The following is a 22,558-nucleotide window of genomic DNA, read 5'->3' as shown; positions in this document are numbered from 1 at the left end:
GCACCGGGCGCAGAGCCAAGTACGTCCAGTACGAGGCCCTACGCCCGGCACGCCGAGAGCACGCACCTGACGCCGCGAAGCCGCCCTCCGGGCGACGCCGGGAATTGTCAGACAGGCCCTAGTGACCGAGGTGCGGCGCGCCCGGCCGCCGGGTCAGGCGGTGTGCAGCCTCAGCCCGTACCGCTGGAGGATCTCGTTCACCGGCTGGAACCACGTCTCGCCGCCGCTGGTGCAATTCCCCCAGCCACCGGAGGTCACGCCCTGTGCCTGATCGCCGCTGATGAACGAGCCGCCCGAGTCGCCGCCCTGGGCGCAGACGCTGGTCTTGGTCAGCTGGTGGACGACCGTACCGTCGGAGTAGTTGACGGTCTCGTTCTTGGCGAGTAGCTGCCCGCAGTGCCACTTCGTCGTCGAACCGGAACGGCAGATCGACGAGCCGACCGGCGCCTCCGCCGAGCCGCGCACCAGCCGGTCGGGGATGGCGCCCCAGCCGAGCACAACCGGCACGGTCCACCAGCCGTGCCCGATGGAGACGTACGCGTAGTCGTCGCCCGGGAACGAGGAGCCCTGGAACGTGCCCATGTCGGAGCCGTCCCAGCCGCGTACCGCCGCGCCCGCGCGCCCGCAGTGCCCGGCGGTGACGAACCCGCCGTGCACGGAGAAGCCGATGGAGCAGCGCACGTTGCCGGTGTAGTAGGGGTCGCCGCCGACGGTCCCGGCGGCGTAGGTGCGGGGCGCCTGGGGTACCGAGTCCACCTGCACGGGCGCGGTGGCGCGGGCGCGCCGCAGGAAGGCGGAGACGTCGTCGTCGGCGCGGTGGGCGTTGACGACATCGACCACGACGCGGTTCGCCCGGTGGTCGACGCGCCAACTCGCCACGCCCGGCGGCGCCTTGAGCTTGTCGAGGCGACCCTTCGCCGCGTCGAGGTGCGCCGCGCTGTGTTCGACGAGCCGGACGTCGGCGCCGGTGTCGCGTACGTCCGTCGCGGCTCGCCGTTCCGTCACGGCGACGGTGAGCCGCCCGCGCCCGGCGTCGAACCAGGCCCCTCCGTACGCGGCACCGGCGGCCTTCCGTGCCGCGCGCTCGGTCCTGGCGGCCCGCCACTCGTCTGCGAGGCGCTCGCGCGCGGCGGCGGGCGTGAGGCCGAGATCGCGCCGCATCGCGTCGAGGAGGGCGGCGGACGCCGGTGGCCGGGGCTCGCTCCGGGGTGCGTCGGCGGCGGCCGAGGGGAAGCCGGTGCCGACACAGGCGGCCGTCAGGAGGAGGGCGGACAGGCGGAGGGCGGACAGGCGGAGGGCGGACAGGCGGAGACGTGCGGCGGTCTTGCGTCCCACAGGGGTCCTCTCGTCGTGCCAACTGGGGTGATGACTGACCTGAGTTGAGCTGGTGAGAGCGCTCTCTGCGAGTGGTGCCGCCGAGCGTAGGGAGGCCGTGCCGACAAGTCCATACGTTCCCCGGCCACTGTCCGCCCCGGCCGTCACCCCGTACGTGAGGTGTCGTCGTGCCCGCCGTGGCCGCCTCGCATCAGCGCGAAGACGACCGCCCCGAGGAGCAGACAGACTCCCGCAAGCCCCCACAACACCAGGTGGAACGCGGCGTCGTACGACCGTGACGCGGTGAGTGTCGTGAGCACCGAACCGTAGAGGGCGACCGCGACCGCCTCGCTGCCGAGGCGCAGCGTGTTGAGGAAGCCCGCGGCCATGCCCGCCTTCGCGGGGTCGACGAGCGCGAGGGCCTGACCGTCGACGAGCCCGGCGGCGAGCGCCATGCCCGCGCCGGTGACGATCATCGGCAGCGCGACGACGGCGACGGAGACATCGGGCCCGTAGACCGTCAGGGCCGCGTCACCCACGACCAGGGCGGCCAGGCTGACGTAGATGAGGGTGAGCGCGGGGACACCGCGTGCCACCAGCTTCGCGGCGAGGAGCGGCAGGACCAGCATGGGCGCGGTGAGCAGCACCATGAGCAGCCCCGCGGCGGCCGTGCCGCGCCCGGTGACCTCCGTCAGATAGCTCGGCAGGTACGTGAGCATCGTGACGAAGCCGAACGAGCCCGCGACCGGCACCAGGCACAGGCCCAGGAAGCGGTGGTTCCGCAGCAGGGTCAGGTCGAGCATGGGGTGGGCGCGGTGCTTCTCGACGGCGGTGAAGACGGCGAGCGCGACGGCGGCGCCCGTGAAGAGCCCGAGGACACCGGCGCTGCCCCAGCCCCACTGGGAGCCCTGCACGATGGCCGTGGTCAGGAGCACCATGGCGACGACGAAGACGGCGCTTCCGGGTACGTCGACACGGGCGCCGCCCGCGCGGGGCGTGGCCGGCAGGGAGCGGGCGATGGCCGGGACGGCGAGCAGTACGACGGCGAGCGCGAGGGCGTGCACGGCGAAGACCCAGCGCCAGCCGAGTGTCTGGAGCAGCGCCCCGGAGAGCGAGGGGCCGATCGCGACGCCGACGCCCGCGACGGTGCCGAAGAGCGCGAACGCCTTGGCCCGCGCCGGGCCTTCGTACACCGTGGACAGGATCGCGGAGCCGCACGAGAAGATCGCGGCGCCCCCGAGGCCCGCGAGCGCGCGGGAGGCGTCCAGGAGCAGGATGTCGGAGGCGAGGGCGCTGCCGAGCGAGGCGAGCGCGTAGAGGGCGGCGCCGGCCGCGAAGGCCTTGACGCGCCCGACGATGTCGGCGACCGAGCCCCAGACGAGGGTGAAGCAGGCGAAGGCGACGTTGAAGGCGTTCACCACCCACTGGAGGGGCGCGGGCCCGGCGTGCGTGTCGGCGCCGATCGCGGGGAGGGCGACGGCGGTGCCCGAGATGGACATGGGGACGACGAACACGGCGAGCAGGATCGCGAGGAGCGGGAGCAGCGGCGGCTTCGGCGCGGGCGCGCCGGTCCTGGCCGACGGCACGGGTGCGGAGAGTGCCTGTTGTGGTCCGGGCATGGCTGAGAGACCCCCGAGAAGAGCTAGGTTCATATTTGATCGAACCTGACCTTGGCATCCCGAGAGGTACGATGCAAGTCGAACCTACCGACGTTTCCGAAAACCCCGGAGAGTGAGGCACCCATGCCGGACGACGAGGGACACCCCCTCCCGGAGGAGATGGACCTGCGCACGCTGCTGCACGCCCTCGCCGACCCCCTGCGCTTCGGGGTGATCACCCGCTTCCTGCGCGAGCCCGAAGGCACCGAACGCACCTGCGCCTCCTTCCAGTTGCCCGTGTCGAAGTCCACGACGTCCCACCACTTCAAGGTGATGCGTGAGGCGGGCCTGCTGCGCATGGTCGACCGCGGGAACAGCCGCACGGCGGTCCTGCGGAGGAAGGACCTGGACGAGCGCTTCCCGGGCCTGCTCGACCTGGTGGCCGCCGAGCCGTACGACGCCTGAAGCGGAAACGCACGAGGGCCGCACCCCGTCGCGATGACGGGATGCGGCCCTCAACTGCCGTGCGCGGCGGGCCCACTTGAGCGGGCCTGCCGGCTTGAGCCTACTTGCGGATCAGGCTGCGCAGCACGTACTGCATGATGCCGCCGTTGCGGTAGTAGTCCGCCTCACCGGGCGTGTCGATGCGGACGACCGCGTCGAACTCCACGCCCGTGTCGGTGGTGACCTTCACCGTGCGCGGGGTCGTGCCGTCGTTCAGCTCGGTCACGCCGGTGAAGGAGAAGGTCTCCTCGCCGGTCAGGCCGAGGGACGACGCGGACTGGCCCTCCGGGTACTGGAGCGGCAGCACGCCCATGCCGATGAGGTTCGAGCGGTGGATGCGCTCGTACGACTCGGCGATGACGGCCTTGACGCCGAGGAGCGCGGTGCCCTTGGCGGCCCAGTCGCGGGACGAGCCGGAGCCGTACTCCTTGCCCGCGAGGACGACCAGCGGGATGCCCTGGTCGATGTAGTTGCGCGAGGCGTCGTAGATGAACGAGACCGGCGCGTCCTCCTGCGTGAAGTCACGCGTGAAGCCGCCCTCGGTGCCCGGCGCGATCTGGTTGCGCAGGCGGATGTTGGCGAACGTACCGCGGATCATGACCTCGTGGTTGCCACGGCGCGAGCCGTAGGAGTTGAAGTCGCGGCGCTGCACGCCGTGCTCCGTGAGGTACTTGCCCGCCGGGGTGTCGGCCTTGATCGCGCCGGCCGGGGAGATGTGGTCGGTGGTGACCGAGTCGCCCAGCTTGGCGAGGACGCGGGCGCCCGTGATGTCGGAGACCGGGGTGGTCTCCATCGTCATGCCCTCGAAGTACGGGGGCTTGCGGACGTACGTCGACTCGGTGTCCCACTCGAAGGTGTTGCCGGTCGGGATCGACAGGGCCTGCCACTGGGCGTCGCCCGCGAAGACGTCCTGGTAGGACTTGTTGAACATGTCCTCGCCGATGGAGTTGGCGACGACGTCGTTGACCTCGGCCTCGGAGGGCCACACGTCCTTGAGGTAGACCGGGTTGCCGTCCTGGTCGACGCCGAGCGCCTCGGTCGTGATGTCGATCTTCATCGAGCCGGCGAGGGCGTACGCGACGACCAGCGGCGGGGACGCCAGGTAGTTCATCTTGACGTCGGGGTTGATGCGGCCCTCGAAGTTCCGGTTGCCGGAGAGGACGGACGTCACGGCCAGGTCGTGGTCGTTGACGGCCTTCGAGACCTCCTCGGGCAGCGGGCCCGAGTTGCCGATGCAGGTGGTGCAGCCGTAGCCGACGAGGTTGAAGCCGACCTTGTCGAGGTAGGGGGTGAGCCCCGCCTTGTCGAAGTAGTCGGTGACGACCTTCGAGCCGGGCGCGAGGGTGGTCTTGACCCACGGCTTGCGGGTCAGGCCCTTCTCGACGGCCTTCTTCGCGACGAGCGCGGCGGCGACCATCACGTACGGGTTCGAGGTGTTGGTGCAGGAGGTGATCGCGGCGACGGTGACGGCGCCGTGGTCCAGCTCGTACGTCGAGCCGTCGGGGGCGGTCACCAGGACCGGGTTCGACGGGACGCCGTTGGTGGTCGCCGGGGAGTCGGAGGCCGGGAAGGACTCCTTGCCCGCCTCGTCCACGCTGTCGACGTAGTTGCGTACGTCGATCTTGAACTGCTCGGCGGCGTTGGCGAGGACGATGCGGTCCTGCGGACGCTTCGGGCCCGCGATCGACGGGACGACCGTGGAGAGGTCCAGCTCCAGCTTCTCGGAGAAGTCGGGCTCGGCGGCCGGGTCGAGCCAGAGGCCCTGCTCCTTGGCGTACGCCTCGACGAGCGCGACCTGCTGCTCGTCACGGCCGGTCAGGCGCAGGTACTTCAGCGTCTCGTCGTCGATCGGGAAGATCGCGGCGGTGGAGCCGAACTCGGGCGACATGTTGCCGATGGTGGCGCGGTTGGCGAGCGAGGTGGCGGAGACGCCCTCGCCGTAGAACTCGACGAACTTGCCGACGACACCGTGCTTGCGCAGCATCTCGGTGATGGTCAGCACGAGGTCCGTGGCGGTGGTGCCGGCGGGCAGCTCACCGGTCAGCTTGAAGCCGACGACGCGCGGGATGAGCATGGAGACCGGCTGGCCGAGCATCGCGGCCTCGGCCTCGATGCCGCCGACGCCCCAGCCGAGGACACCCAGGCCGTTGACCATCGTGGTGTGCGAGTCGGTGCCGACCAGGGTGTCGGGGTAGGCCTGGCCGTTGCGGACCATGACCGTACGGGCCAGCTTCTCGATGTTCACCTGGTGGACGATGCCGGTGCCCGGGGGGACGACCTTGAACTCGTCGAAGGCGGTCTGGCCCCAGCGCAGGAACTGGTAGCGCTCCTTGTTGCGGCCGTACTCCAGCTCCACGTTCTGGCCGAAGGCCTCCGCGGTGCCGAACTTGTCGGCGATAACGGAGTGATCGATGACCAGCTCGGCCGGGGCCAGCGGGTTGATCTTCGCCGGGTCGCCGCCGAGCTCCTTCACGGCCTCACGCATGGTGGCGAGGTCCACCACACACGGGACGCCGGTGAAGTCCTGCATGATCACGCGGGCCGGCGTGAACTGGATCTCCTGGGAGGGCTGGGCCTGGGAGTCCCAGTTGCCGAGCGCACGGATGTGGTCGGCGGTGATGTTCGCGCCGTCCTCGGTGCGGAGCAGGTTCTCAAGGAGGACCTTCAGGCTATAAGGGAGCCGTGCGGAGCCCTCGACCTTGTCCAGCTTGAAGATCTCGTACGACTCGTCGCCCACGCGCAGCGTGCTGCGGGCGTCGAAGCTGTTCGCCGACACGACAGTCTCCTTCTTTTTTGTGCGCGTTCCAGCACATCCTGCCGCCACGACTCCTCGTCGATCCGCTAAGGTAAGGCTTAGTTAGGTAACCCTTACCGAGTGGCGGCCTCTGGTGCGCTCGGCAGATATCTCGATGTCGAGATAACTCTAGTACACGAGCCGGGGTGGCGACGAGGCGCGCCCTGCACAACAAGCGGCTCGCCCGTTCGGTGAGGCGCGCGTTCGGTGAGCCCTGATGACGAGAGCGTCTCCGTCGGGTGGTGGAGGTGGGCACTCCTCGTGGTGGACGCGCGTGGCAGTGAGATGGCCAAGGCTGGGGTTCCCCCCAAGAAGGGAACCTCCAGGTGGAACGCTGGGACCGGGTCGGTCGGTGCGCGGGGTACGGGGCTGCTCTGTCGCTGGCGCCGTATCTGTTGATCAAAGTGGTGTGGGTCGTCGGCTCGCTCCTGGGGGTGGTACCGATCGGCGAGGGTTACAGCCAAGCCGGTTGGGTTCTGCTCAATACGGTGACCATCGGCATGGCGGGAATCGGTATCGCGCTGGCGCTCGCGCTGGTGCGGCCCTGGGGCATGCGGATACCGGGGTGGCTGGTGGCATTCTGCGCCTGGACGGGGTCGGGATTCCTTGTGTCGATCCTGCCGTACGCCGTACTCAGTACGTTGCTGGATGCCGCGCGCGGCAACTCGTCCGACAGCGGCGGCGACAGTACCGCCATGCCCGGCTGGATGGGCGTCCTGCTCCAGTTCAGCTTCATGGGGATGGGGCTGGGGCTTGCCCTCGCACTCCCCGCCTACCTGCGTCGACGCTGGCCGCAGGCGTTCACCGGACGAGTCCGGGACGGTGCCGGTGCCGGTGCCGGTGCGTCATGGGCAGCTGTCCTCGCTGTCGTCGTCGGCCTGGTCTGGCTGTACTGGGCAGTGGGCGGCACCCTGGGAATCGCCCACCCCGAAGAGCGGCACACCAACGGAGAGCTGCTTACCGGCCTGGGCGCGCTCTGGGCGCTGGCCGGCGCCGCCGCCGTCTGGGCACTCACCCGGGCACGGCCCGCCCGGCGGTCCCACTGGCTTCTCCTGGCGCTCGGCTGGCTCGGGTCGGGCTCGCTCTTCGCATGGAGCAGCTGGAAACTGCCCCTCACGCTGCTCGTGGCACTGACCCACCCAAGCGATGTCACCCCGCCGGAGAACCCAGCCGTCGCCGCGGTGCTGCACCTCGCCGCCATCGCGGCGGGGGCCGGCATGCTGAGAACACTCCTACGCTCACGCCCGCGCATCCCGGTTGCCTGAGACCGGTCTGGCGCTCCCACGAGCTGCACGGGAGCGGCGGCCGTGTGCTGCCCAGGCGCGGGCCAGGCGGCCGGCCAGCTCGGCCAGAGTGGTGTCGGGGTACAGGAACGGGATCCTGATGTGATCCGTGTGGCCCGGCTCGCCGGGGACCACCTCCACGCCCTCCCGCAGCGCCAGCTGCGCGAACTCCCTGCCGTCGGCCTCCGGCAGCCGCACCCACAGCGCCGAGCCGCCGTCCGGGGTGTGCCAGCGCCACTCCGGAAGGCGGGCGCGCAGCAGGCCTTCCAGGTGGGCGAGTCGCGCCTGAGCCTCGGTCGGTCCGGCAGGGGGCCTGCGGAGCAGTCTGACGGCGAGCGCCTGGTCTATCACCGGGCTGCCGAGGTCGGCGAGGGTCTTGAGCTGGGCGAGGCGGTCGACGACGGGCGTGGCGGCGCGGACCCAGCCGACTCGCAGGCCCGCCCAGACCCGCTTGGTCAGCGAGTCGACGGTGAGGACCGTCGCGCCGGGCGGGGCGTACGCCGCCAGCGGGGCCGGGACGGTTCCGCCCAGGGTCGTGCAGTAGGCGTTGTCCTCCAGGACGGGCACGCCGTGCCGGTCGGCCAGTTGCCCGATCCGCCGTCGCCGGGACTCCGTCATCAGCGTGCCGGTCGGGTTGTGGAAGGTGGGCATCAGGTACGCCAGGCTCGGGCGCGCGGCGAAGGCCTCCGCGACGCCGTCCACCCGCGCGCCTTCCTCGTCCAGGGCCACCGGGGCCAGCCGGGCGCCCGCCGCACGGAAGGCGTCCAGGCAGCCGGGCCAGCCAGGGGACTCCACGACCACAGTGGACCGGCGGCGCAGGAAGAGGCCGCTCACCAGGCTGATCGCCTGGGTCGCCCCGGTGGTCACCAGGATCTGGCCGGGATCGGTGGGCAGGCCCTCGGCGGTGTACCGGTCCGCGAGCGCATCGCGGAGGGCGGGCAGCCCGCGAGGGTGGTAGCCGCCGGCCGCCACAAGCCCCGGCAGGTCCTCGGCGGCGACCGCCGCCAGCTCGGCCGCCAGGTCACCGGAAACGGCCTCGCCCGCCCCGGCCAGGGAGATGACCCCGCCCGGCCCCGCGGCGAGCCTGCGCACCACGGCGGCCGTGCCGGCCGGGGCCTTGGCCCACGATGGCGGGCGGGACGCCACCCGGCTGCCGCTGCCCCGGCGGCTGTCCAGCACGCCGCGCTCGCGGAGCAGGCCGTAGGCGGCGGTGATGGTCGCGCGGCTGACCCGCAGCCCGCGGGCCAGGTCCCGCTCGGCGGGCAGCCGCTCGCCGAAGGCCACGTCCCCGGCTTCCACGGCGGCCAGCAGCGCCCCGGCCAGCCCGCGGTACAGCGGGCCCGGGCCGCCGGCCCAGTCGCCGAGGATCTCGGCCAGCTCGGACGCCGTCCAAACCCGGTCCACTTCGCTCCTCATTGGCTCGGGCGGCGGAAGGCCCGCCGGACAAGACTCAGGCTCATGATCACATCTGATACGGCCCGGCTGCGGGCGGTCACCGACATGATGACGGCGGTCACGCGCACCGACGCGGGGCGGCACGAGTACGACGGAGTGGTGCAGGACCTGTCCGCGGACGGGGTGCGCAAGGCTCTGGCCGCGCTGAGGGGGCCTCGCGTCGGCAGCGGTGGGCGGGGCCCCACCCAGGACCGGCGGCAGCCCGCCCCGGCCGACCGGCACAGCGAGCGGCGACCCGAGGCGGCCGACGACCGGGGCCAGGGTCAGGGTCACGTACACAACTACGGCCAAGGCCAACACGACCATGGCCAAGGCCGCGACCACGACCACGACCACGACCAACGGCAGCTCGCCGCGGCGGAGCAGGCGTTGCGGGTCCGCTTCGGGGAGCTGGAACTGCACCGGTACGACCCGGCCATCCACCTCGACAACCTGGACGTGGCTTGTTATGAGCGCGAGTACGCCCCGGCCGCCGAACGCGCCGCTGCCCGCCGGGCGCACCTGGCGGCCTGGCCGGAGGCGGTGGACGCCGCGATCGGCGTCCTCGACCGGGTACCCGCGCCGCTCGCCGAGGCCGGTCTCGGCGCGGCGCGACGGCTCGCCGGTCATGTGAGTGCCCTGCCCGCCCTGGACGCCCAGGAGCGCGCCGACCGCCGGGCCGCCGAGGCCGCCCGCACCGTGCTGGACCGGCTCGTCTCCCACCTCGGGAGCCTGGCCGCGACCGGCGACCCGGACCCCGCGCTCGGCGGCGCGGCCCTGGCCCGGCTCGCCTCCGCCACCGAGGCCTGCGAGGTGGATCCGACCGCGCTCGCCGCCCGGGCGGAAGCCGAACGGGACATCTGGCGGGCCCGGCTCACCGAGGCCTGCGCACGGATCGACCCCGGCGCGCCGACGGCGGAGGTGATCCGGCGGATCGAGGCGGACCGCCCCGGCCCGGAGGGAGTGCTGGACCTGGCCGCCGAGTTGGTCGAGGAGGCTGCGGCGTGGACGGCCGAGCGCGGACTCGTGCCCTACCTCGACGGGGAGTGCCTGGTCGGGCCGACCACCCCCACCCAGGGGTACCAGGTGGCCACCATGACCGGTGCCGCGCCGTACGAGCCGGACGGGCCGAGCTGGTTCCGGGTCACGCTGCCCGGCCCGGACCGGACGGACGAGCGCCGCGCGCAGTGGCTGGCGCTGTACAACCGGTCGGGCCTCGCCAACATCGCCCTGCACGAGGCGGCGCCCGGCCACTTCTCCCACGGCCGCGCGCTGCGCCGGGCGGCGGGAGACATCCGCCGCACCTTGCAGTCACCGGCCTTCGTCGAGGGCTGGGCGCACTACTGCGAGCAGCTGGCCGTCGAGGAGGGGTTCCGGGACGGCGATCCGGCGTTCGTGGCGAGCGTGGCCCGGGACGCCCTGCTGCGGATCACCCGGCTGACAGGCGTGATCGGTGTGCAGACCGGCGCGATGACCCAGGCGGAGATCCGGCACCGGTTCGCGGCCGACGTCCACCTGGACGGCCCGGCGGCGGAGGTGGCCGCGTACCGGCTGCTGCGCGACCCGATGACCATGTCGTACACCTGGGGGAAGCTGGCCATCCTCGACCTGCGGGACAGGGCGCGCCGGCAGTGGGGCTCCCGGTTCGACCTGGGCCGCTTCCACGCCTCGATGCTCGCGCTCGGGGCGCCACCGCTCGGCCTGCTCGGCTCCGCGCTGGACCACCCCTGAGGCGAGGCCGCGTCAGACCATCTCGGGCTGTGGCTCCAGCTTCTGCGTCGGCGGTGCGGGCTTCGGTTCGCGTGGTTCCGCGGTCCGTATATAGCCGTAGATGACCGACGCCATCGCCCCGATCAGCAGCGGCCCGAACAGCCACGGGTGCCGGGCCATCTCCATCGGCAGGAAGCGGTACGACAGCAGGAACAGGACGAAGACCGTCGTGCCGTAGGCCACCAGCTGGATGCTCGCGCGGTCCCAGCCGCGGTCGAACGAGCGCAGTGCCGCGTCGATCGTGTACGCGAAGACGACACCGGCGACGATGTCCGCGCCGTAGTGGTAGCCGAAGCCCAGCGTCGCGCCGAGCGTGGCGATCAGCCAGAACGTGCCCGCGTAACGCAGCAGCCTCGGGCCCTTGCGGGAGTGGATGAAGATCGTCGTGGCCCACGCCGTGTGCAGGCTCGGCATGCAGTTGCGCGGCGTCTTGTCGTCGAACGGCATCACGTGCGGGGTGGTGATCGTCGGCGGCGTGTTGGGCCAGATGTCGGCCACCGCCCAGTGCTCGCCGTGGACGCCGTACGCGAAGATCGGCCCGACCACCGGGTAGATCATGTAGATGCCCGGCCCGAGCAGACCGATGACCAGGAACGTACGCACCAGGTGGTGCCCCGGGAAGCGGCCCTCGCTCGCCACGTTGCGCAGCTGGTAGAGCGCGATGACGACCGCGGCGACCGCGAGCTGGATGTAGACGTAGTCGAGGACGTGCGCGCCGACCTCGCCGGTGGCGTTGACCATCCGGCCCACGATCCAGGAGGGGTTGCCCAGCGCGTGATCGGCGGTCGCCACGTACTGGTCGAGCACCGTCGGGCGGGTCTTCCACGTGATGAGCAGCCAGGTGTCACCGGTCTTGCGGCCGGCCACGAGCAGCAGGCCGAGCCCCACGCCCTTCAGGAGCAGGAGCCGGTCCCGGCCGGTGCGGCGCGTGACGGCGATCACCGCGCAGGCCAGCATCACCCACAGCGCGCCGTTGCCGAACATCATCTTGGCGTCGACCGCCCAGCGCACCAGGAAGAAGACGATGTCGATGCCGACCGCGACCCCCATGGCGATGAACCGCTGCCGCCAGGTGAGGACCACCATCATCAACGCCATGCCCGCGTACAGCAGCGGGCCCGACTTCGGGGCGAAGATCACCTCGCGCGCCTGGTTGGTGATCGGCCCGGGCAGGCCGTAGCCGCGCGCGGCGATCTCCAGCGCGATGAGGAACGCGAGGGCCACCACAGCCGCCGCGGTCCACAGGATCGCCCGTGGCCGACGCCATGCGGCGAGCATGGTTGTGCGGTTTGTGCGCGAAAACACCTGCGATGCTCTGGATATCAATTGTTTGGCCGATTTGTTAGACGTGGGCTGTGAGTCCGAGCATGTTATCGGAGCGATGCGGGCGGGTTTCGCGGGTCATGGCCGACTCCGTTCGGTGCGCGTGACCGGGCTGTCGCGGGCGGTGAGGTGTCCGTGGTGCGGCTCGCGTCGAGGGCGGCACCGACGGCCTCCAGTATCCCGGACCGCCTGTGCGGCGGGACACGGGTGAGGGAGCCCCCAGCGTGAGCCCCCGGCCCCCGGCTTCCGGCTACTCGGCGTACGCGGCCGACGAGGCGCGCCCCAGGAGCGCGGACGGTACGACGACCGGGCCGGGAGGCGTCCGGCACGTGCCCTCGATCTGGTCGACCAGGAGCCTCACCGCGGCGCGCGCGGTGCGTTCCGGGTCGAGGGTCACCGTGGTCACGGGCGGCACGGTCACCGCGTACCCGGGGTCCTCGCTCGCACACACCACCCGCAGGTCGGCCGGGACGCGCAGGCCGTGGCGGGCCGCCGCGGCCAACAGCTGGCGGCCGCCGGGGTCGTACGCGGCGTAGACGGCGTCGGCCCGGTCCGGGCCCCGCAACAGCGCGTCGAACGCGTGCCCCTGGCCGTCGGCCACCTCGAAGGGCACGATCCGCGGGGCCGTGCCGTGCCGGGCGCACCACCCGGTGTACGCCGCCGTGACCGCGCGGGCGTAGTGCTCGTCGCCGTTGCCGGACTGGAGGGCGATGCGGCGGGCGCCGGACGCGGTGAGGTGGTCGAGGACCTCGTGCGTGGTCGCCCCGTGGTCGTTGTCGACCCAGCGGTCGCCGGGGCGGGGGTCGCCGGGGGCGCCGTCGAAGACGAGCGGGATGCCGCGGGCCCGCAGCGCGCGGACCATCGGGTCGCCTCGCGGGCTGTCCACGATGAGCATGCCGTCGACGCTCAGACCGTGCCAGGAGTCGTCCGCGGCGCGGTCGGCGGGGAAGGTCGTCAGGGCGTAGCCCCGCGCGTGGGCGGCGGAGGTGGCCGCGGTGACCACGCGCGAGAAGTAGGCGACCTCCGTGTAGTTCCAGGCGCCGGGGAAGGTGGTGACGGCGACGCCGAGCGTGCGGCCGCTCCGGGGGCCGGGGGCGCCGTAGCCGAGCCGCGTCGCCGTCTCGCGGACGCGGCGGCGGGTGGCCTCGCCGATCCTGCCGGTGCCGTTGAGGGCGTGGGAGACCGTCGCCGTCGAGACCTCCGCGGCGCGGGCTATGTCGGTCAGTCTCGGCCCTGGCACGCGGCTCATCGTACGGAAATCGTCGTCCGGGGCGGGTTCTGGTTAACGGATTACTCGTCGAGGGTCTGGGGCGGGTCGTCGCGGGGCCCTCGTCCGTGCCCGGGCTTCGCGGCGGAAGTCGCCCGCCCACTCATCCCTGGCCGTCGCCGTCACGTTTGGAGCGCCCTCTTGCCCAAGCCGCCCGCATCCACGTCGTACGTCCCCCAGCCCTCCCGGCGCGGCATTCTCCTGGCCGCCGGAGCCGCCGGAGCCGCCGGGGCTGTCGGAGCCCTCGGAACCGGCGGAACCGCCGCCGCCTCCCCCGCCCGGCGCCGCTCCGCCGCGCTCGTCGTGCACAACGCCCGCGTGTTCACCGGCACTTCGGACCCCGCGCGGGCCGAGGCCGTGGCCGTCGGGCGGGACGGGCGGATCCTCGCCGTGGGGGCCGGCCGCGCCCTGCGGCGGTTCATCGGCCGGGACACCGAGGTGGTGGACGCCCGGGGCGGCACCCTCATGAGCGGCGTCCACGACGGGCACGCCCACCCGATGGGCGCCGCGAACCGTTCGCTGCGGCCCTCTCTCGCGGGGGCCGAGCAGACGGTCGAGGAGCTGCAAAAGACGCTGACCGGGTTCCTGGCGGACTCCGCCGACCAGGAGCCCGACGGCTGGCTGGTGGTGGAGGACTGGAACCCCATCGGGCTCCTGCCCCGCGGCACCGCCCCGCACCACTCGATGCTCGACGCGCTGCCGACCCGGCGCCCGATCGTCCTGCGCGGTGGCGACGGCCACAACCTGTGGGCCAGTCAGCGCGCCCTGGACATCGCGAAGGTCACCGCCTCGACGCCGGACCCGCCCGGCGGGGAGATCGTCAAGGGCAGGGACGGCAAACCCACCGGCGTACTGAAGGACGACGCCCAGCCGCTCGTCTCCCGGCACATCCCCGAGCCCGACGCGACCCGATTGGCGCAGGCCGCCGAGAAGATCTTCGCCGAGGCCGCCGCGTCCGGGATCACCACGTTCATGGAAGCCGTGGTGGACCGCTCCACGCTGAAGGTCTATCAGCGGCTCGCCGAGTCGGGCCGCCTGCCGCAGCGCATCGTGCCCGCCCTGCGCATCGACACCGAGCTGACGAAGGATCCGGCGGCGGCGCTCGCGTACGCCAATGGGCTGCGGGCGGACTTCAAGGGCGTACGCGAACTGCGCTTCGGCACGGTGAAGGTCTTCCTCGACGGCGTCATCGAGTACCCGGCGCAGACCGCCGCGCTCCTGGAGCCCTATCTGGACGAGGACGGCAGGCCCACCGACAACCGCGGCGACCTGTACGTCACGGCCGCCGACTACGGACGGCTCACCGCCGCCTTCAACGCGGCGGGCTGGCAGATGCACGCGCACGCCATCGGCGACCGCGCCGTGCGCACCTCCCTCGACGGATACGCGTACGCCCTGCGCGCCACCGGCCGCCGCGACCTGCGCAACACCACGGCCCACCTCCAACTGGCCGACCCGGCCGACCTCCCCCGCTTCGCCGCGCTCGGCGTCGTCGCCTGCATGCAGCTCCAATGGGCCGCACGTGACATCTGGACCGTGGATGCCCTCCTGCCGTACATCGGCGCGGCGCGCCACCGATGGCTGTACCCGGCGCGGAGCCTCCAGAAGCGGCGCGCGGTGCTCGCGGGTGGCTCGGACTGGCCGGTCGACCCCCTTCAGGTGTGGAACCAGATCCGGACCGCGATCGACCGCCAGGGCGCGGACGGCGAGGGCGACCTCTACCGCGCCGAGGAAGGCATCAGCCGTACGTCTTCCCTGCTCATGCACACCCTGGGCACCGCTCGTCAACTCCGCTCCGACCACCTCACCGGGACGGTCGAGCGGGGCAAGGAGGCCGATCTCGTGCTGCTCGACCGCGATGTGACGCGGTGTCCGGTGGCCGATATCAGCTCCGCCGAGGTGCGCCTCACGCTCGTCGGAGGCACAGTGGTGCATGACGCACAGTCGTCGGCAGGACGCGCGGCCGCCGCCCGGGTGACGCGGGCGGCGGCGGGGCCCCGGCCCACGTCGTACGCGTCGGTGCACGGCGGACGGCACGCTTCCTGCGGCTGCGGGTGAACTCCCGTACGGAGGTGGCGGGTGACTTCCCGTGCGGAGGAGACGGGTGAGTCACCGTGCGGGAAGCGGCACCCGGAAGGCCGCTCCCCGGATGGACCACCCCAGCGCGTGCGTCATCTCATATCTGAGATAACCTGCGACACATGGCAGACGACTACCTCGTACGCATCGGCAAGCTCATCCGGGACGCCCGGCAGCACAGGGGCTGGACCCAAGCGCAGCTCGCCGAGGCGCTCAGCACCAGCCAGAGCGCTGTGAACCGCATCGAGCGGGGCAACCAGAACATCAGCCTTGAGATGATCGCCCGTATCGGCGAAGCGCTCGACAGCGAAATCGTGTCGCTCGGCTACGCCGGGCCGATGCATCTGCGGGTGGTCGGCGGCCGCCGGCTCTCCGGGTCCATCGACGTCAAGACGAGCAAGAACGCGTGCGTGGCGCTGCTCTGCGCGTCCCTGCTCAACAAGGGCCGCACGGTGCTGCGCCGCGTCGCCCGCATCGAGGAGGTCTACCGCCTCCTCGAGGTGCTCAACTCCATCGGCGTCCGCACCCGTTGGATCAACGACGGCGTCGACCTGGAGATCGTGCCGCCCGCCGAGCTGGACATGGACGCGATCGACGCGGAGGCCGCGCGCCGCACCCGCTCCATCATCATGTTCCTCGGCCCGCTGCTGCACCGCATGGACCGCTTCAAGCTGCCGTACGCGGGCGGCTGCGACCTCGGCACCCGCACGATCGAGCCACACATGATCGCGCTGCGCCGGTTCGGCCTGGACATCGCGGCGACCGAGGGGCTGTACCACGCCGAGGTCGCGCGGGACGTCTCCCCCGACCGGCCCATCGTGCTGACCGAGCGCGGGGACACCGTCACGGAGAACGCGCTGCTCGCCGCGGCCCGCAGCGCCGGCACGACCGTCATCCGCAACGCCTCGTCGAACTACATGGTCCAGGACCTGTGCTTCTTCCTGGAGGCGCTGGGCGTCAAGGTCGAGGGGATCGGCACGACGACGCTGACCGTGCACGGCGTGCCGACCATCGACGTCGACGTCGACTACTCCCCCTCCGAGGACCCGGTCGAGGCGATGAGCCTGCTCGCCGCGGCGGTCGTCACGGAGTCCGAGCTGACGGTGCGCCGGGTGCCGATCGAGTTCCTGGAGATCGAGCTGGCGGTCCTTGAGGAGATGGGCCTCGACCACGACAGGTCGGCGGAGTACGCGGCGGACAACGGCCGCACCCGCCTCATCGACCTCACCGTGCGCCCCTCCAAGCTGGAGGCGCCCATCGACAAGATCCACCCGATGCCGTTCCCGGGCCTGAACATCGACAACGTCCCCTTCTTCGCGGCCATCGCGGCGGCGGCACAGGGCAAGACGCTGATCCACGACTGGGTCTACGACAACCGCGCGATCTACCTCACGGACCTCAACCGCCTGGGCGGCCGCCTCCAACTCCTCGACCCGCACCGGGTCCTGGTGGAGGGCCCCACCCGCTGGCGCGCCGCCGAGATGATGTGCCCGCCGGCCCTGCGCCCGGCCGTGGTGGTCCTGCTCGCCATGATGGCGGCGGAGGGCACGTCGGTGCTGCGCAACGTATACGTGATCAACCGCGGTTACGAGGATCTGGCGGAGCGGCTGAACTCGGTGGGGGCGCAGATCGAGACGTTCCGGGACATCTGAGCCGGGACATCTGATCCGAGACGTCCGATCCGAGACGTCTGATCCGGGATGTCTGCGTCGACTCCCGGGACACGGCTGCCGGACCTCCCAGAACGGCAGCCGTGTCTCAGGGCCCGCTACTGGCCCGAGGCCGCGAGTTCCTTGAGGTCGACCGTTTCGCCCTTGGCCGGGGTCTTCGGGCTCACGGGCTTGTTGTAGTCGGTGAACGTCGCCTCGTTGGGCTTGTCGCCACCCTTCACCGTGGTGCGCAGGATGTACGGCTTGCCCTCCGTGGCCACGTACATCGTGTGGGTCTCGCCGCCGGAGGCCTTCTTCGTCAGCGTGATGGCCTCCTGCCCGTCGATGGACGTGGTGTCGCCCTTCTTCATGCCCTTGCGAGTCGACTTGTCCTCGTCCATGGAGGCGATCAGGCCCTGCTTGTCGCAGAGGCCGGAGGTCGACGCGTCGTCGGCGGGCATCTTGACCCACTTGTCGACGACCTTGGACATCACCTTGTCCGAACCGGGCTGGTTCTTCAGCGAGTTCTTCCAGTACTGCTCGTTGCCGCGCACGAACAGCGTCGCGTTCGTGTGCCGCAGCTCGGCCTTGGCGCCCTCGGTGTCGACGGATCCCTCGCAGTTCTTCTCCTGGTCGACCGCGAGGTCCACGCTCAGCGACTTCCCGCCGGGCTGGCGCATGTCGCCCTTGAGGCGCATCGAGTCCGCCTTCTTGGTGGCCTCGACCGCCTTGGACGCGATCTGGTCGGCGCTGTCCTTGGCGAACGGCTTGTCGGAGCCGCCGTCGTTGTCGTCGCCGCACCCCGTCAGCAGAACGGCCGAGAGCCCCATGATGCCGATGACACCCGTCACCTTGCTCGCACGCACGTCTTCACCCCTCCTCGACCGAGGCCCTAGTGGCCTCGGCTGTCTCCGCGTACCCCGGAACTTCACTCCGACGCAGTTGACTTGGCGGGGTTCCCCCTCCCACTCCTCTGCCCTGTCTCAGTCGAGGACCGCCACCCCGTCCAGCTCCACGAGGGCTTGGTCGTCCCACAGCCGGACCGCGCCGATCACCGCCATGGCGGGGTAGTCGCGTCCCGCCAACCGCCGCCAGATCCGGCCCAGTTCGGGGGCGCGCTCGCGGTAGTCGGCGACGTCCGTGGCGTAGACGGTGACGCGGGCGAGGTCGGCGGGGGTGCCGCCCGCGTGGCGCAGGGCCGTGAGCAGGTTGGTGAGTGCCAGCTCGAACTGCTCGGGCAGGGTGGTTCCGGTGACCTTTCCGGCGCCGTCCAGAGCGGTCTGCCCGGCGAGGAAGACGAGCCGGGATCCCGTGGCGGTGACGGCGTGCGAGAAGCCGGTGGGCGGGGAGAGTTCGGCGGGATTGACGCGGTGCAGGGACATGGGGCGAGGCTCCTGAGTCGGGGATGTGCCCTGGCGGGGGTGTGCCCCGAAGGGGCGCGGGGAACTGCGCGACCAGCCACGACGGGCCCGCGCGGGATCGCGGCCGGCCGCCCACCGGGCTCACCCGTACAGCTCCTTGGCGATGATCCCGCGCTGCACCTCACTCGCCCCCTCGTAGATACGAGGCGCCCGCACCTCCCGGTAGAGGTGTTCGAGCAGGTGCCCGCGCTGCAGCGCACGGGCCCCGTGCAGCTGGACGGCCGCGTCCACCACGTACTGCGCCGTCTCCGTCGCGAGCAGCTTCGCCATCGCCGCCCGCCGCGCGATCCCGGGCGCCCTCGGGCCCTCCCGGTCGTACGCGGAGGCCGCCGCGTACACCATCAGACGGGCCGCCTCCGTGCGCGTGGCCATCTCGGCGATCTGGTGGGCGACGGCCTGAAGATCCCTCAACTTGCCGCCGAACACGTCCCGTTCGGCCGTATGCGCGAGGCTCGCGTCCAGCGCGGCGGAGGCCATGCCGACCGCGAACGCGCCGACGCTCGGCCGGAACCGGTTCAGGGTGGTCATCGCGACCCGGAAGCCTCGGTCGACCTCGCCGAGGACGTCGTCGGGGCCGACCCGTACGCCGTCGAAGGCGAGCGCGCCGATCGGGTGCGGGGAGAGCATGTCGAGGGGCGCGCCGGTCAGCCCCGCGCGGTCGGCGGGGACCAGGAAGGCGGTGACGCCGCGGGCTCCCGCGCCCGGGGACGTACGGGCGAAGACGGTGTAGAAGTCGGCTTCGGGAGCGTTCGAGATCCAGCGCTTCTCGCCGGTGAGGCGCCAGCCTCCGGAGCGGGAGCCGTCCGGTGCCGCTTCGAGGGAGCCGTCCGGTGCCGCTTCGAGGGACAGGGCCGCCGCGTCCGAGCCCGCCCCCGGCTCGGAGAGCGCGAAGGCCGCGATGGCACGCCCGGCCCGGACGGACGGCAGCCAGCGCTCCCGTTGCGCGGGCGTGCCGTACGCGTGCACGGGGTGGGCGCCGAGGCCTTGCAGCGCGAGGGCGGTCTCGGCCTCCGTACAGGCGTAGGCGAGGGATTCCCGCATCAGGCAGAGGTCCAGCGCGCCGGTCCCGGAAGCGGTCGGACCGGTGCCGGTCCCGACGTCAACCGCGCCGGTGCCGGTCCCGACGCCAACCGGACCGGAACCGGGGCCTGGGCCGGCCCCCTCCTCGAACAGCCGCCCCAGCAAGTCCAGTTCACCCAGCGCCTCCACCAAGGGCCGGTTCACACGACCCGGCTCGCCCTTCTCCGCCAGGGGCCGCAGCCGCTCCGCGGTGAGCGTGCGCAGCTCCGCGCACCAGGCGGTCTGTTCAGGACTGAGCGCGAATGCCGTCACCCCGGGCCCTCCTTTATCGCGCACCGTTGACTGTCGTCACCATCACGATACGCTCGTGAGGCGAGCCCACCACAGCGCCCGACCCGCAGGCAAGGGGGCAGAGCCGCCATGGAACCCACCGGCACACCCGGGCTGACACCATCCGGCCACACCGACACCTTCGCCCGCGATCGCCTCCCCCCGCGCGAGCAGTGGCCCGCGCTCGTCCACGACCGCCCCGAGCTGCACTACCCGGAGCGGCTCAACTGCGGCGTGGAACTCCTCGACCGGACCGTGGAGCGGCTGGGGCCCGCCCGGCCCGTCTTCCACTCCGCCTCCGGAGCGACCTGGACGTACGGCGTCCTGCGCGGCCACGTCGACCGGATCGCCCATGTGCTGAGCGCCGAGCTCGACGTGCGGCCCGGGGAGCGCGTACTGCTGCGCGGGCCCACCACGCCGTGGCTCGCGGCGTGCTGGCTGGCGGTGATGAAGGCGGGCGCGGTCGCCGTGACGGTCCTCGCGCAGCAGCGCGCGCAGGAGCTGGCCACCATGTGCGAGATCGCCGAGGTGCGGCACGCGCTGTGCGACATCCGGTCGGTCGACGACCTGATCAAGGCCGGGGTGCCGGGCCTGAGCGTCACCACGTACGGCGGCGAGGGCCCCGACGACCTGCTGGTGCGCGCCGCCCGCCGGCCCGAGCGCTACGAGGCGGTGGACACGGCCGCCGACGACGTGGCGCTCATCGCCTTCACGTCCGGCACGACGGGCCGCCCCAAGGGGTGCATGCACTTCCACCGCGATGTGCTCGCCATCGCCGACACCTTCGCGCGGCACATCCTCAAGCCGGTCCCGGATGATGTGTTCGCGGGCAGTCCGCCGCTCGGATTCACCTTCGGGCTCGGCGGGCTCGTCATCTTCCCGCTGCGCTTCGGCGCGTCATCGGTCCTGCTGGAACAGGCGACACCCAAGCAGCTGCTGCCCGCCATCGGGCGGCACCGGATCTCGGTCCTCTTCACCGCGCCGACCGCGTACCGCACGATGCTGGACAAGCTCGACGCGTACGACATCTCCTCGCTGCGCCGCTGCGTTTCGGCCGGCGAGAACCTCCCCGCGGCCACCTGGCAGGCCTGGCACGCGCGCACCGGACACCGCGTCATCAACGGCATCGGGGCGACGGAGCTGCTGCACATCTTCATCTCCGCCGCCGACGACGCGATACGGCCCGGCACGACGGGGCTTCCCGTGCCGGGGTGGCACGCGCGCGTGGTGGACGACTCCGGGGTGCCGGTGCCGGACGGCGAGCCCGGGCTGCTCGCGGTGCGCGGCCCCGTCGGCTGCCGCTATCTCGCCGACGAACGCCAGCGCCAGTACGTACGCCATGGCTGGAACATCACCGGCGACACCTACATCCGCGACGCCGACGGCTACTTCCGCTATGTCGCGCGCGCGGACGACATGATCATTTCGGCCGGGTACAACATCGCGGGCCCGGAGGTCGAGGAGGCGCTGCTGCGCCATCCGGATGTCGCGGAGACGGCGGTCGTGGGGCGGCCGGACGAGCTGCGCGGGCAGGTGGTGGTGGCGTACGTGGTGCCGCGCGAGGGCGCGTCGCGCGACGCGGAACGGCTGCGGGAGTTCGTGAAGGCGGAGCTTGCCCCTTACAAGTGTCCCCGCGAGATCGTCTTCCTGGACGCGCTGCCGAGGACGGCGACGGGGAAGCTGCAGAGGTTCCGGCTGCGTACGCCGGGCTCCGCGCGTACGCCGGTCTCCGCGCATACGTCGGCCTCCGCGCGTACCCCGGCTTCCGGGCGCTCCCCGGGGAAGCCGGCGGCGGGGTCACCGGCCGGTCCCGGGCCCGTAGAGTGATCACGTGTCCGAGCAGCACACTCCACGGTCCCTGATCGTCACCTTCTACGGCGCCTACGGCCGGGCGGCACCCGGCCCGGTCCCGGTGGCCGAGCTGGTGCGCCTTCTCGCGCCGGTCGGCGTCGACGCGCCGTCGGTGCGCTCGTCGGTGTCGCGGCTCAAGCGGCGCGGCCTGCTCGTGCCCGCGCGCACGGAGGCGGGCGCGGCGGGGTACGCGCTCTCGCCCGATGCCCGCCAGCTCCTGGAGGACGGCGACCGCCGCATCTACGGCACCACGGCCGGGGTGCGGCAGGGCGGCTGGGTCCTGGCCGTCTTCTCCGTGCCCGAGGCCGAACGCCACAAGCGGCACGTGCTGCGCTCCCGTCTCGCGGGCCTCGGCTTCGGCACGGCGGCGCCGGGCGTGTGGATCGCCCCCGCGCACCTCTACGAGGAGACCAGGCACACCCTGGACCGGCTCCAACTCGCTTCGTACGTCGACCTGTTCCGCGGCGAGCATCTGGGGTTCGCCGCGACGGCCGAGGCGGTGGCCCGCTGGTGGGACCTGGCCGCGCTGGCCAAGCAGCACGAGGCGTTCCTCGACCGCCACGAGCCGGTCCTGCGCTCCTGGGAGGCCCGTAAGGACACTCCCCCGCCGCCCGAGGAGGCCTACCGCGACTACCTCCTCGCCCTGGACTCCTGGCGCCAACTCCCCTACGCGGACCCGGGCCTGCCCGCGGAACTGCTCCCGCTGGGCTGGCCGGGCGCGCGTTCGGCGGCGGTGTTCGCGGCGCTGGACGGGCTGCTGCGGGAGGCGGGGGCGCGGTTCGTGTCGCTCCCTGAGTCCTGAGCGGGCGTCAGGTCCGCAGTGACAGGCGGGGTTTCGGGGCGTCCGTGCGGCCCGTCTGGGGGCGGCGGCTGCCCGCGCGGTACTGGAGGGGCCAGGGGGCGCCCGGACCCTGGTAGCCC

General features: G+C 72.2%; 16 protein-coding genes. 7 read left to right on the top strand and 9 right to left on the bottom strand.

What is annotated here, in order from left to right:
• Positions 1-153: 153 nt before the first annotated feature.
• Together GKQ77_RS07725 and GKQ77_RS07720 are read right to left on the bottom strand one after the other, a co-directional pair.
• The gene (locus GKQ77_RS07725; RefSeq protein WP_219687968.1) at positions 154-1,305 is read right to left on the bottom strand and encodes a S1 family peptidase; all 1,152 of its coding nucleotides are present in this window, start codon (positions 1,303-1,305) and stop codon (positions 154-156) included.
• A 173-nt stretch (positions 1,306-1,478) separates the two neighbouring features.
• A complete protein-coding gene (locus tag GKQ77_RS07720) occupies positions 1,479-2,933 on the bottom strand; it encodes an MFS transporter (protein WP_219687964.1) in 1,455 nt (484 codons plus the stop codon).
• Between the two features lie 123 nt (positions 2,934-3,056).
• Here GKQ77_RS07720 and GKQ77_RS07715 point away from each other — a divergent pair, with 123 nt between their 5' ends.
• Positions 3,057-3,377: an ArsR/SmtB family transcription factor gene (locus tag GKQ77_RS07715; protein ID WP_219687963.1), complete on the top strand. Its 321-nt coding sequence runs from the start codon at positions 3,057-3,059 to the stop codon at positions 3,375-3,377.
• A 100-nt stretch (positions 3,378-3,477) separates the two neighbouring features.
• Here GKQ77_RS07715 and acnA read toward each other — a convergent pair whose 3' ends face one another.
• A complete protein-coding gene (gene acnA / locus GKQ77_RS07710) occupies positions 3,478-6,192 on the bottom strand; it encodes an aconitate hydratase AcnA (RefSeq protein WP_219687962.1) in 2,715 nt (904 codons plus the stop codon).
• Between the two features lie 344 nt (positions 6,193-6,536).
• On the opposite strand from acnA, the gene GKQ77_RS07705 reads away from it, so the two are divergent.
• Complete coding sequence (locus tag GKQ77_RS07705) at positions 6,537-7,475, top strand: hypothetical protein (protein ID WP_219687961.1); 939 nt, start codon at positions 6,537-6,539, stop codon at positions 7,473-7,475.
• On the opposite strand, the gene GKQ77_RS07700 is transcribed toward GKQ77_RS07705, so the two are convergent.
• Positions 7,449-8,897 (bottom strand): aminotransferase-like domain-containing protein, encoded by a 1,449-nt coding sequence (locus GKQ77_RS07700; protein ID WP_219687960.1) that lies wholly within the window; start codon positions 8,895-8,897, stop codon positions 7,449-7,451. The two genes, GKQ77_RS07705 and GKQ77_RS07700, sit on opposite strands and share 27 nt — an antisense overlap.
• A gap of 54 nt (positions 8,898-8,951) precedes the next feature.
• Here GKQ77_RS07700 and GKQ77_RS07695 point away from each other — a divergent pair, with 54 nt between their 5' ends.
• Positions 8,952-10,658 carry a DUF885 family protein gene (locus tag GKQ77_RS07695; RefSeq protein ID WP_219687959.1) on the top strand — a complete coding sequence of 569 codons (1,707 nt, stop codon included), beginning with the start codon at positions 8,952-8,954 and terminating at the stop codon, positions 10,656-10,658.
• 12 nt (positions 10,659-10,670) lie between these two features.
• On the opposite strand, the gene GKQ77_RS07690 is transcribed toward GKQ77_RS07695, so the two are convergent.
• Together GKQ77_RS07690 and GKQ77_RS07685 are read right to left on the bottom strand one after the other, a co-directional pair.
• Positions 10,671-11,975, bottom strand: a complete 1,305-nt coding sequence (locus GKQ77_RS07690) for a phosphatase PAP2 family protein (RefSeq protein ID WP_219687958.1) — start codon at positions 11,973-11,975, stop codon at positions 10,671-10,673.
• A 295-nt stretch (positions 11,976-12,270) separates the two neighbouring features.
• Entirely contained in the window at positions 12,271-13,269 is a 999-nt protein-coding gene (locus GKQ77_RS07685) for a LacI family DNA-binding transcriptional regulator (protein WP_219687957.1), read from the bottom strand.
• A gap of 159 nt (positions 13,270-13,428) precedes the next feature.
• Here GKQ77_RS07685 and GKQ77_RS07680 point away from each other — a divergent pair, with 159 nt between their 5' ends.
• Complete coding sequence (locus GKQ77_RS07680; protein ID WP_258020985.1) at positions 13,429-15,345, top strand: amidohydrolase; 1,917 nt, start codon at positions 13,429-13,431, stop codon at positions 15,343-15,345.
• Between the two features lie 143 nt (positions 15,346-15,488).
• Positions 15,489-17,018: a UDP-N-acetylglucosamine 1-carboxyvinyltransferase gene (locus tag GKQ77_RS07675; RefSeq protein ID WP_219687956.1), complete on the top strand. Its 1,530-nt coding sequence runs from the start codon at positions 15,489-15,491 to the stop codon at positions 17,016-17,018.
• Between the two features lie 116 nt (positions 17,019-17,134).
• On the opposite strand, the gene GKQ77_RS07670 is transcribed toward GKQ77_RS07675, so the two are convergent.
• The 3 genes from GKQ77_RS07670 to GKQ77_RS07660 form a co-directional block, all read right to left on the bottom strand.
• A complete protein-coding gene (locus tag GKQ77_RS07670) occupies positions 17,135-17,881 on the bottom strand; it encodes a hypothetical protein (protein ID WP_308117580.1) in 747 nt (248 codons plus the stop codon).
• A gap of 117 nt (positions 17,882-17,998) precedes the next feature.
• Positions 17,999-18,397, bottom strand: a complete 399-nt coding sequence (locus GKQ77_RS07665; protein WP_219687955.1) for a RidA family protein — start codon at positions 18,395-18,397, stop codon at positions 17,999-18,001.
• Between the two features lie 120 nt (positions 18,398-18,517).
• Entirely contained in the window at positions 18,518-19,768 is a 1,251-nt protein-coding gene (locus GKQ77_RS07660) for an acyl-CoA dehydrogenase family protein (RefSeq protein ID WP_219687954.1), read from the bottom strand.
• 108 nt (positions 19,769-19,876) lie between these two features.
• On the opposite strand from GKQ77_RS07660, the gene GKQ77_RS07655 reads away from it, so the two are divergent.
• Together GKQ77_RS07655 and GKQ77_RS07650 are read left to right on the top strand one after the other, a co-directional pair.
• Entirely contained in the window at positions 19,877-21,613 is a 1,737-nt protein-coding gene (locus GKQ77_RS07655; RefSeq protein WP_308117579.1) for an AMP-binding protein, read from the top strand.
• A gap of 4 nt (positions 21,614-21,617) precedes the next feature.
• Positions 21,618-22,439 carry a PaaX family transcriptional regulator gene (locus GKQ77_RS07650; RefSeq protein WP_219687953.1) on the top strand — a complete coding sequence of 274 codons (822 nt, stop codon included), beginning with the start codon at positions 21,618-21,620 and terminating at the stop codon, positions 22,437-22,439.
• Positions 22,440-22,558: the final 119 nt, after the last annotated feature.

Origin of the sequence: Streptomyces anatolicus (assembly GCF_019400875.1) — a bacterium.
GTDB classification, from domain to species: Bacteria; Actinomycetota; Actinomycetes; order Streptomycetales; family Streptomycetaceae; genus Streptomyces; species Streptomyces anatolicus.
Note: the sequence above shows the minus strand (reverse complement) of the source record. Positions and strands in the feature narration are given on the sequence as shown.

What these genes read in the sequence shown, in the direction of transcription:
- GKQ77_RS07720 (WP_219687964.1), bottom strand. Translation starts at nt 2,933, where the DNA reads ATGCCCGGACCACAACAGGCACTCTCCGCACCCGTGCCGTCGGCCAGG.
- GKQ77_RS07715 (WP_219687963.1), top strand. Translation starts at nt 3,057, where the DNA reads ATGCCGGACGACGAGGGACACCCCCTCCCGGAGGAGATGGACCTGCGC.
- GKQ77_RS07695 (WP_219687959.1), top strand. Translation starts at nt 8,952, where the DNA reads ATGATCACATCTGATACGGCCCGGCTGCGGGCGGTCACCGACATGATG.
- GKQ77_RS07690 (WP_219687958.1), bottom strand. Translation starts at nt 11,975, where the DNA reads ATGCTCGCCGCATGGCGTCGGCCACGGGCGATCCTGTGGACCGCGGCG.
- GKQ77_RS07685 (WP_219687957.1), bottom strand. Translation starts at nt 13,269, where the DNA reads ATGAGCCGCGTGCCAGGGCCGAGACTGACCGACATAGCCCGCGCCGCG.
- GKQ77_RS07675 (WP_219687956.1), top strand. Translation starts at nt 15,489, where the DNA reads ATGGCAGACGACTACCTCGTACGCATCGGCAAGCTCATCCGGGACGCC.
- GKQ77_RS07665 (WP_219687955.1), bottom strand. Translation starts at nt 18,397, where the DNA reads ATGTCCCTGCACCGCGTCAATCCCGCCGAACTCTCCCCGCCCACCGGC.
- GKQ77_RS07655 (WP_308117579.1), top strand. Translation starts at nt 19,877, where the DNA reads ATGGAACCCACCGGCACACCCGGGCTGACACCATCCGGCCACACCGAC.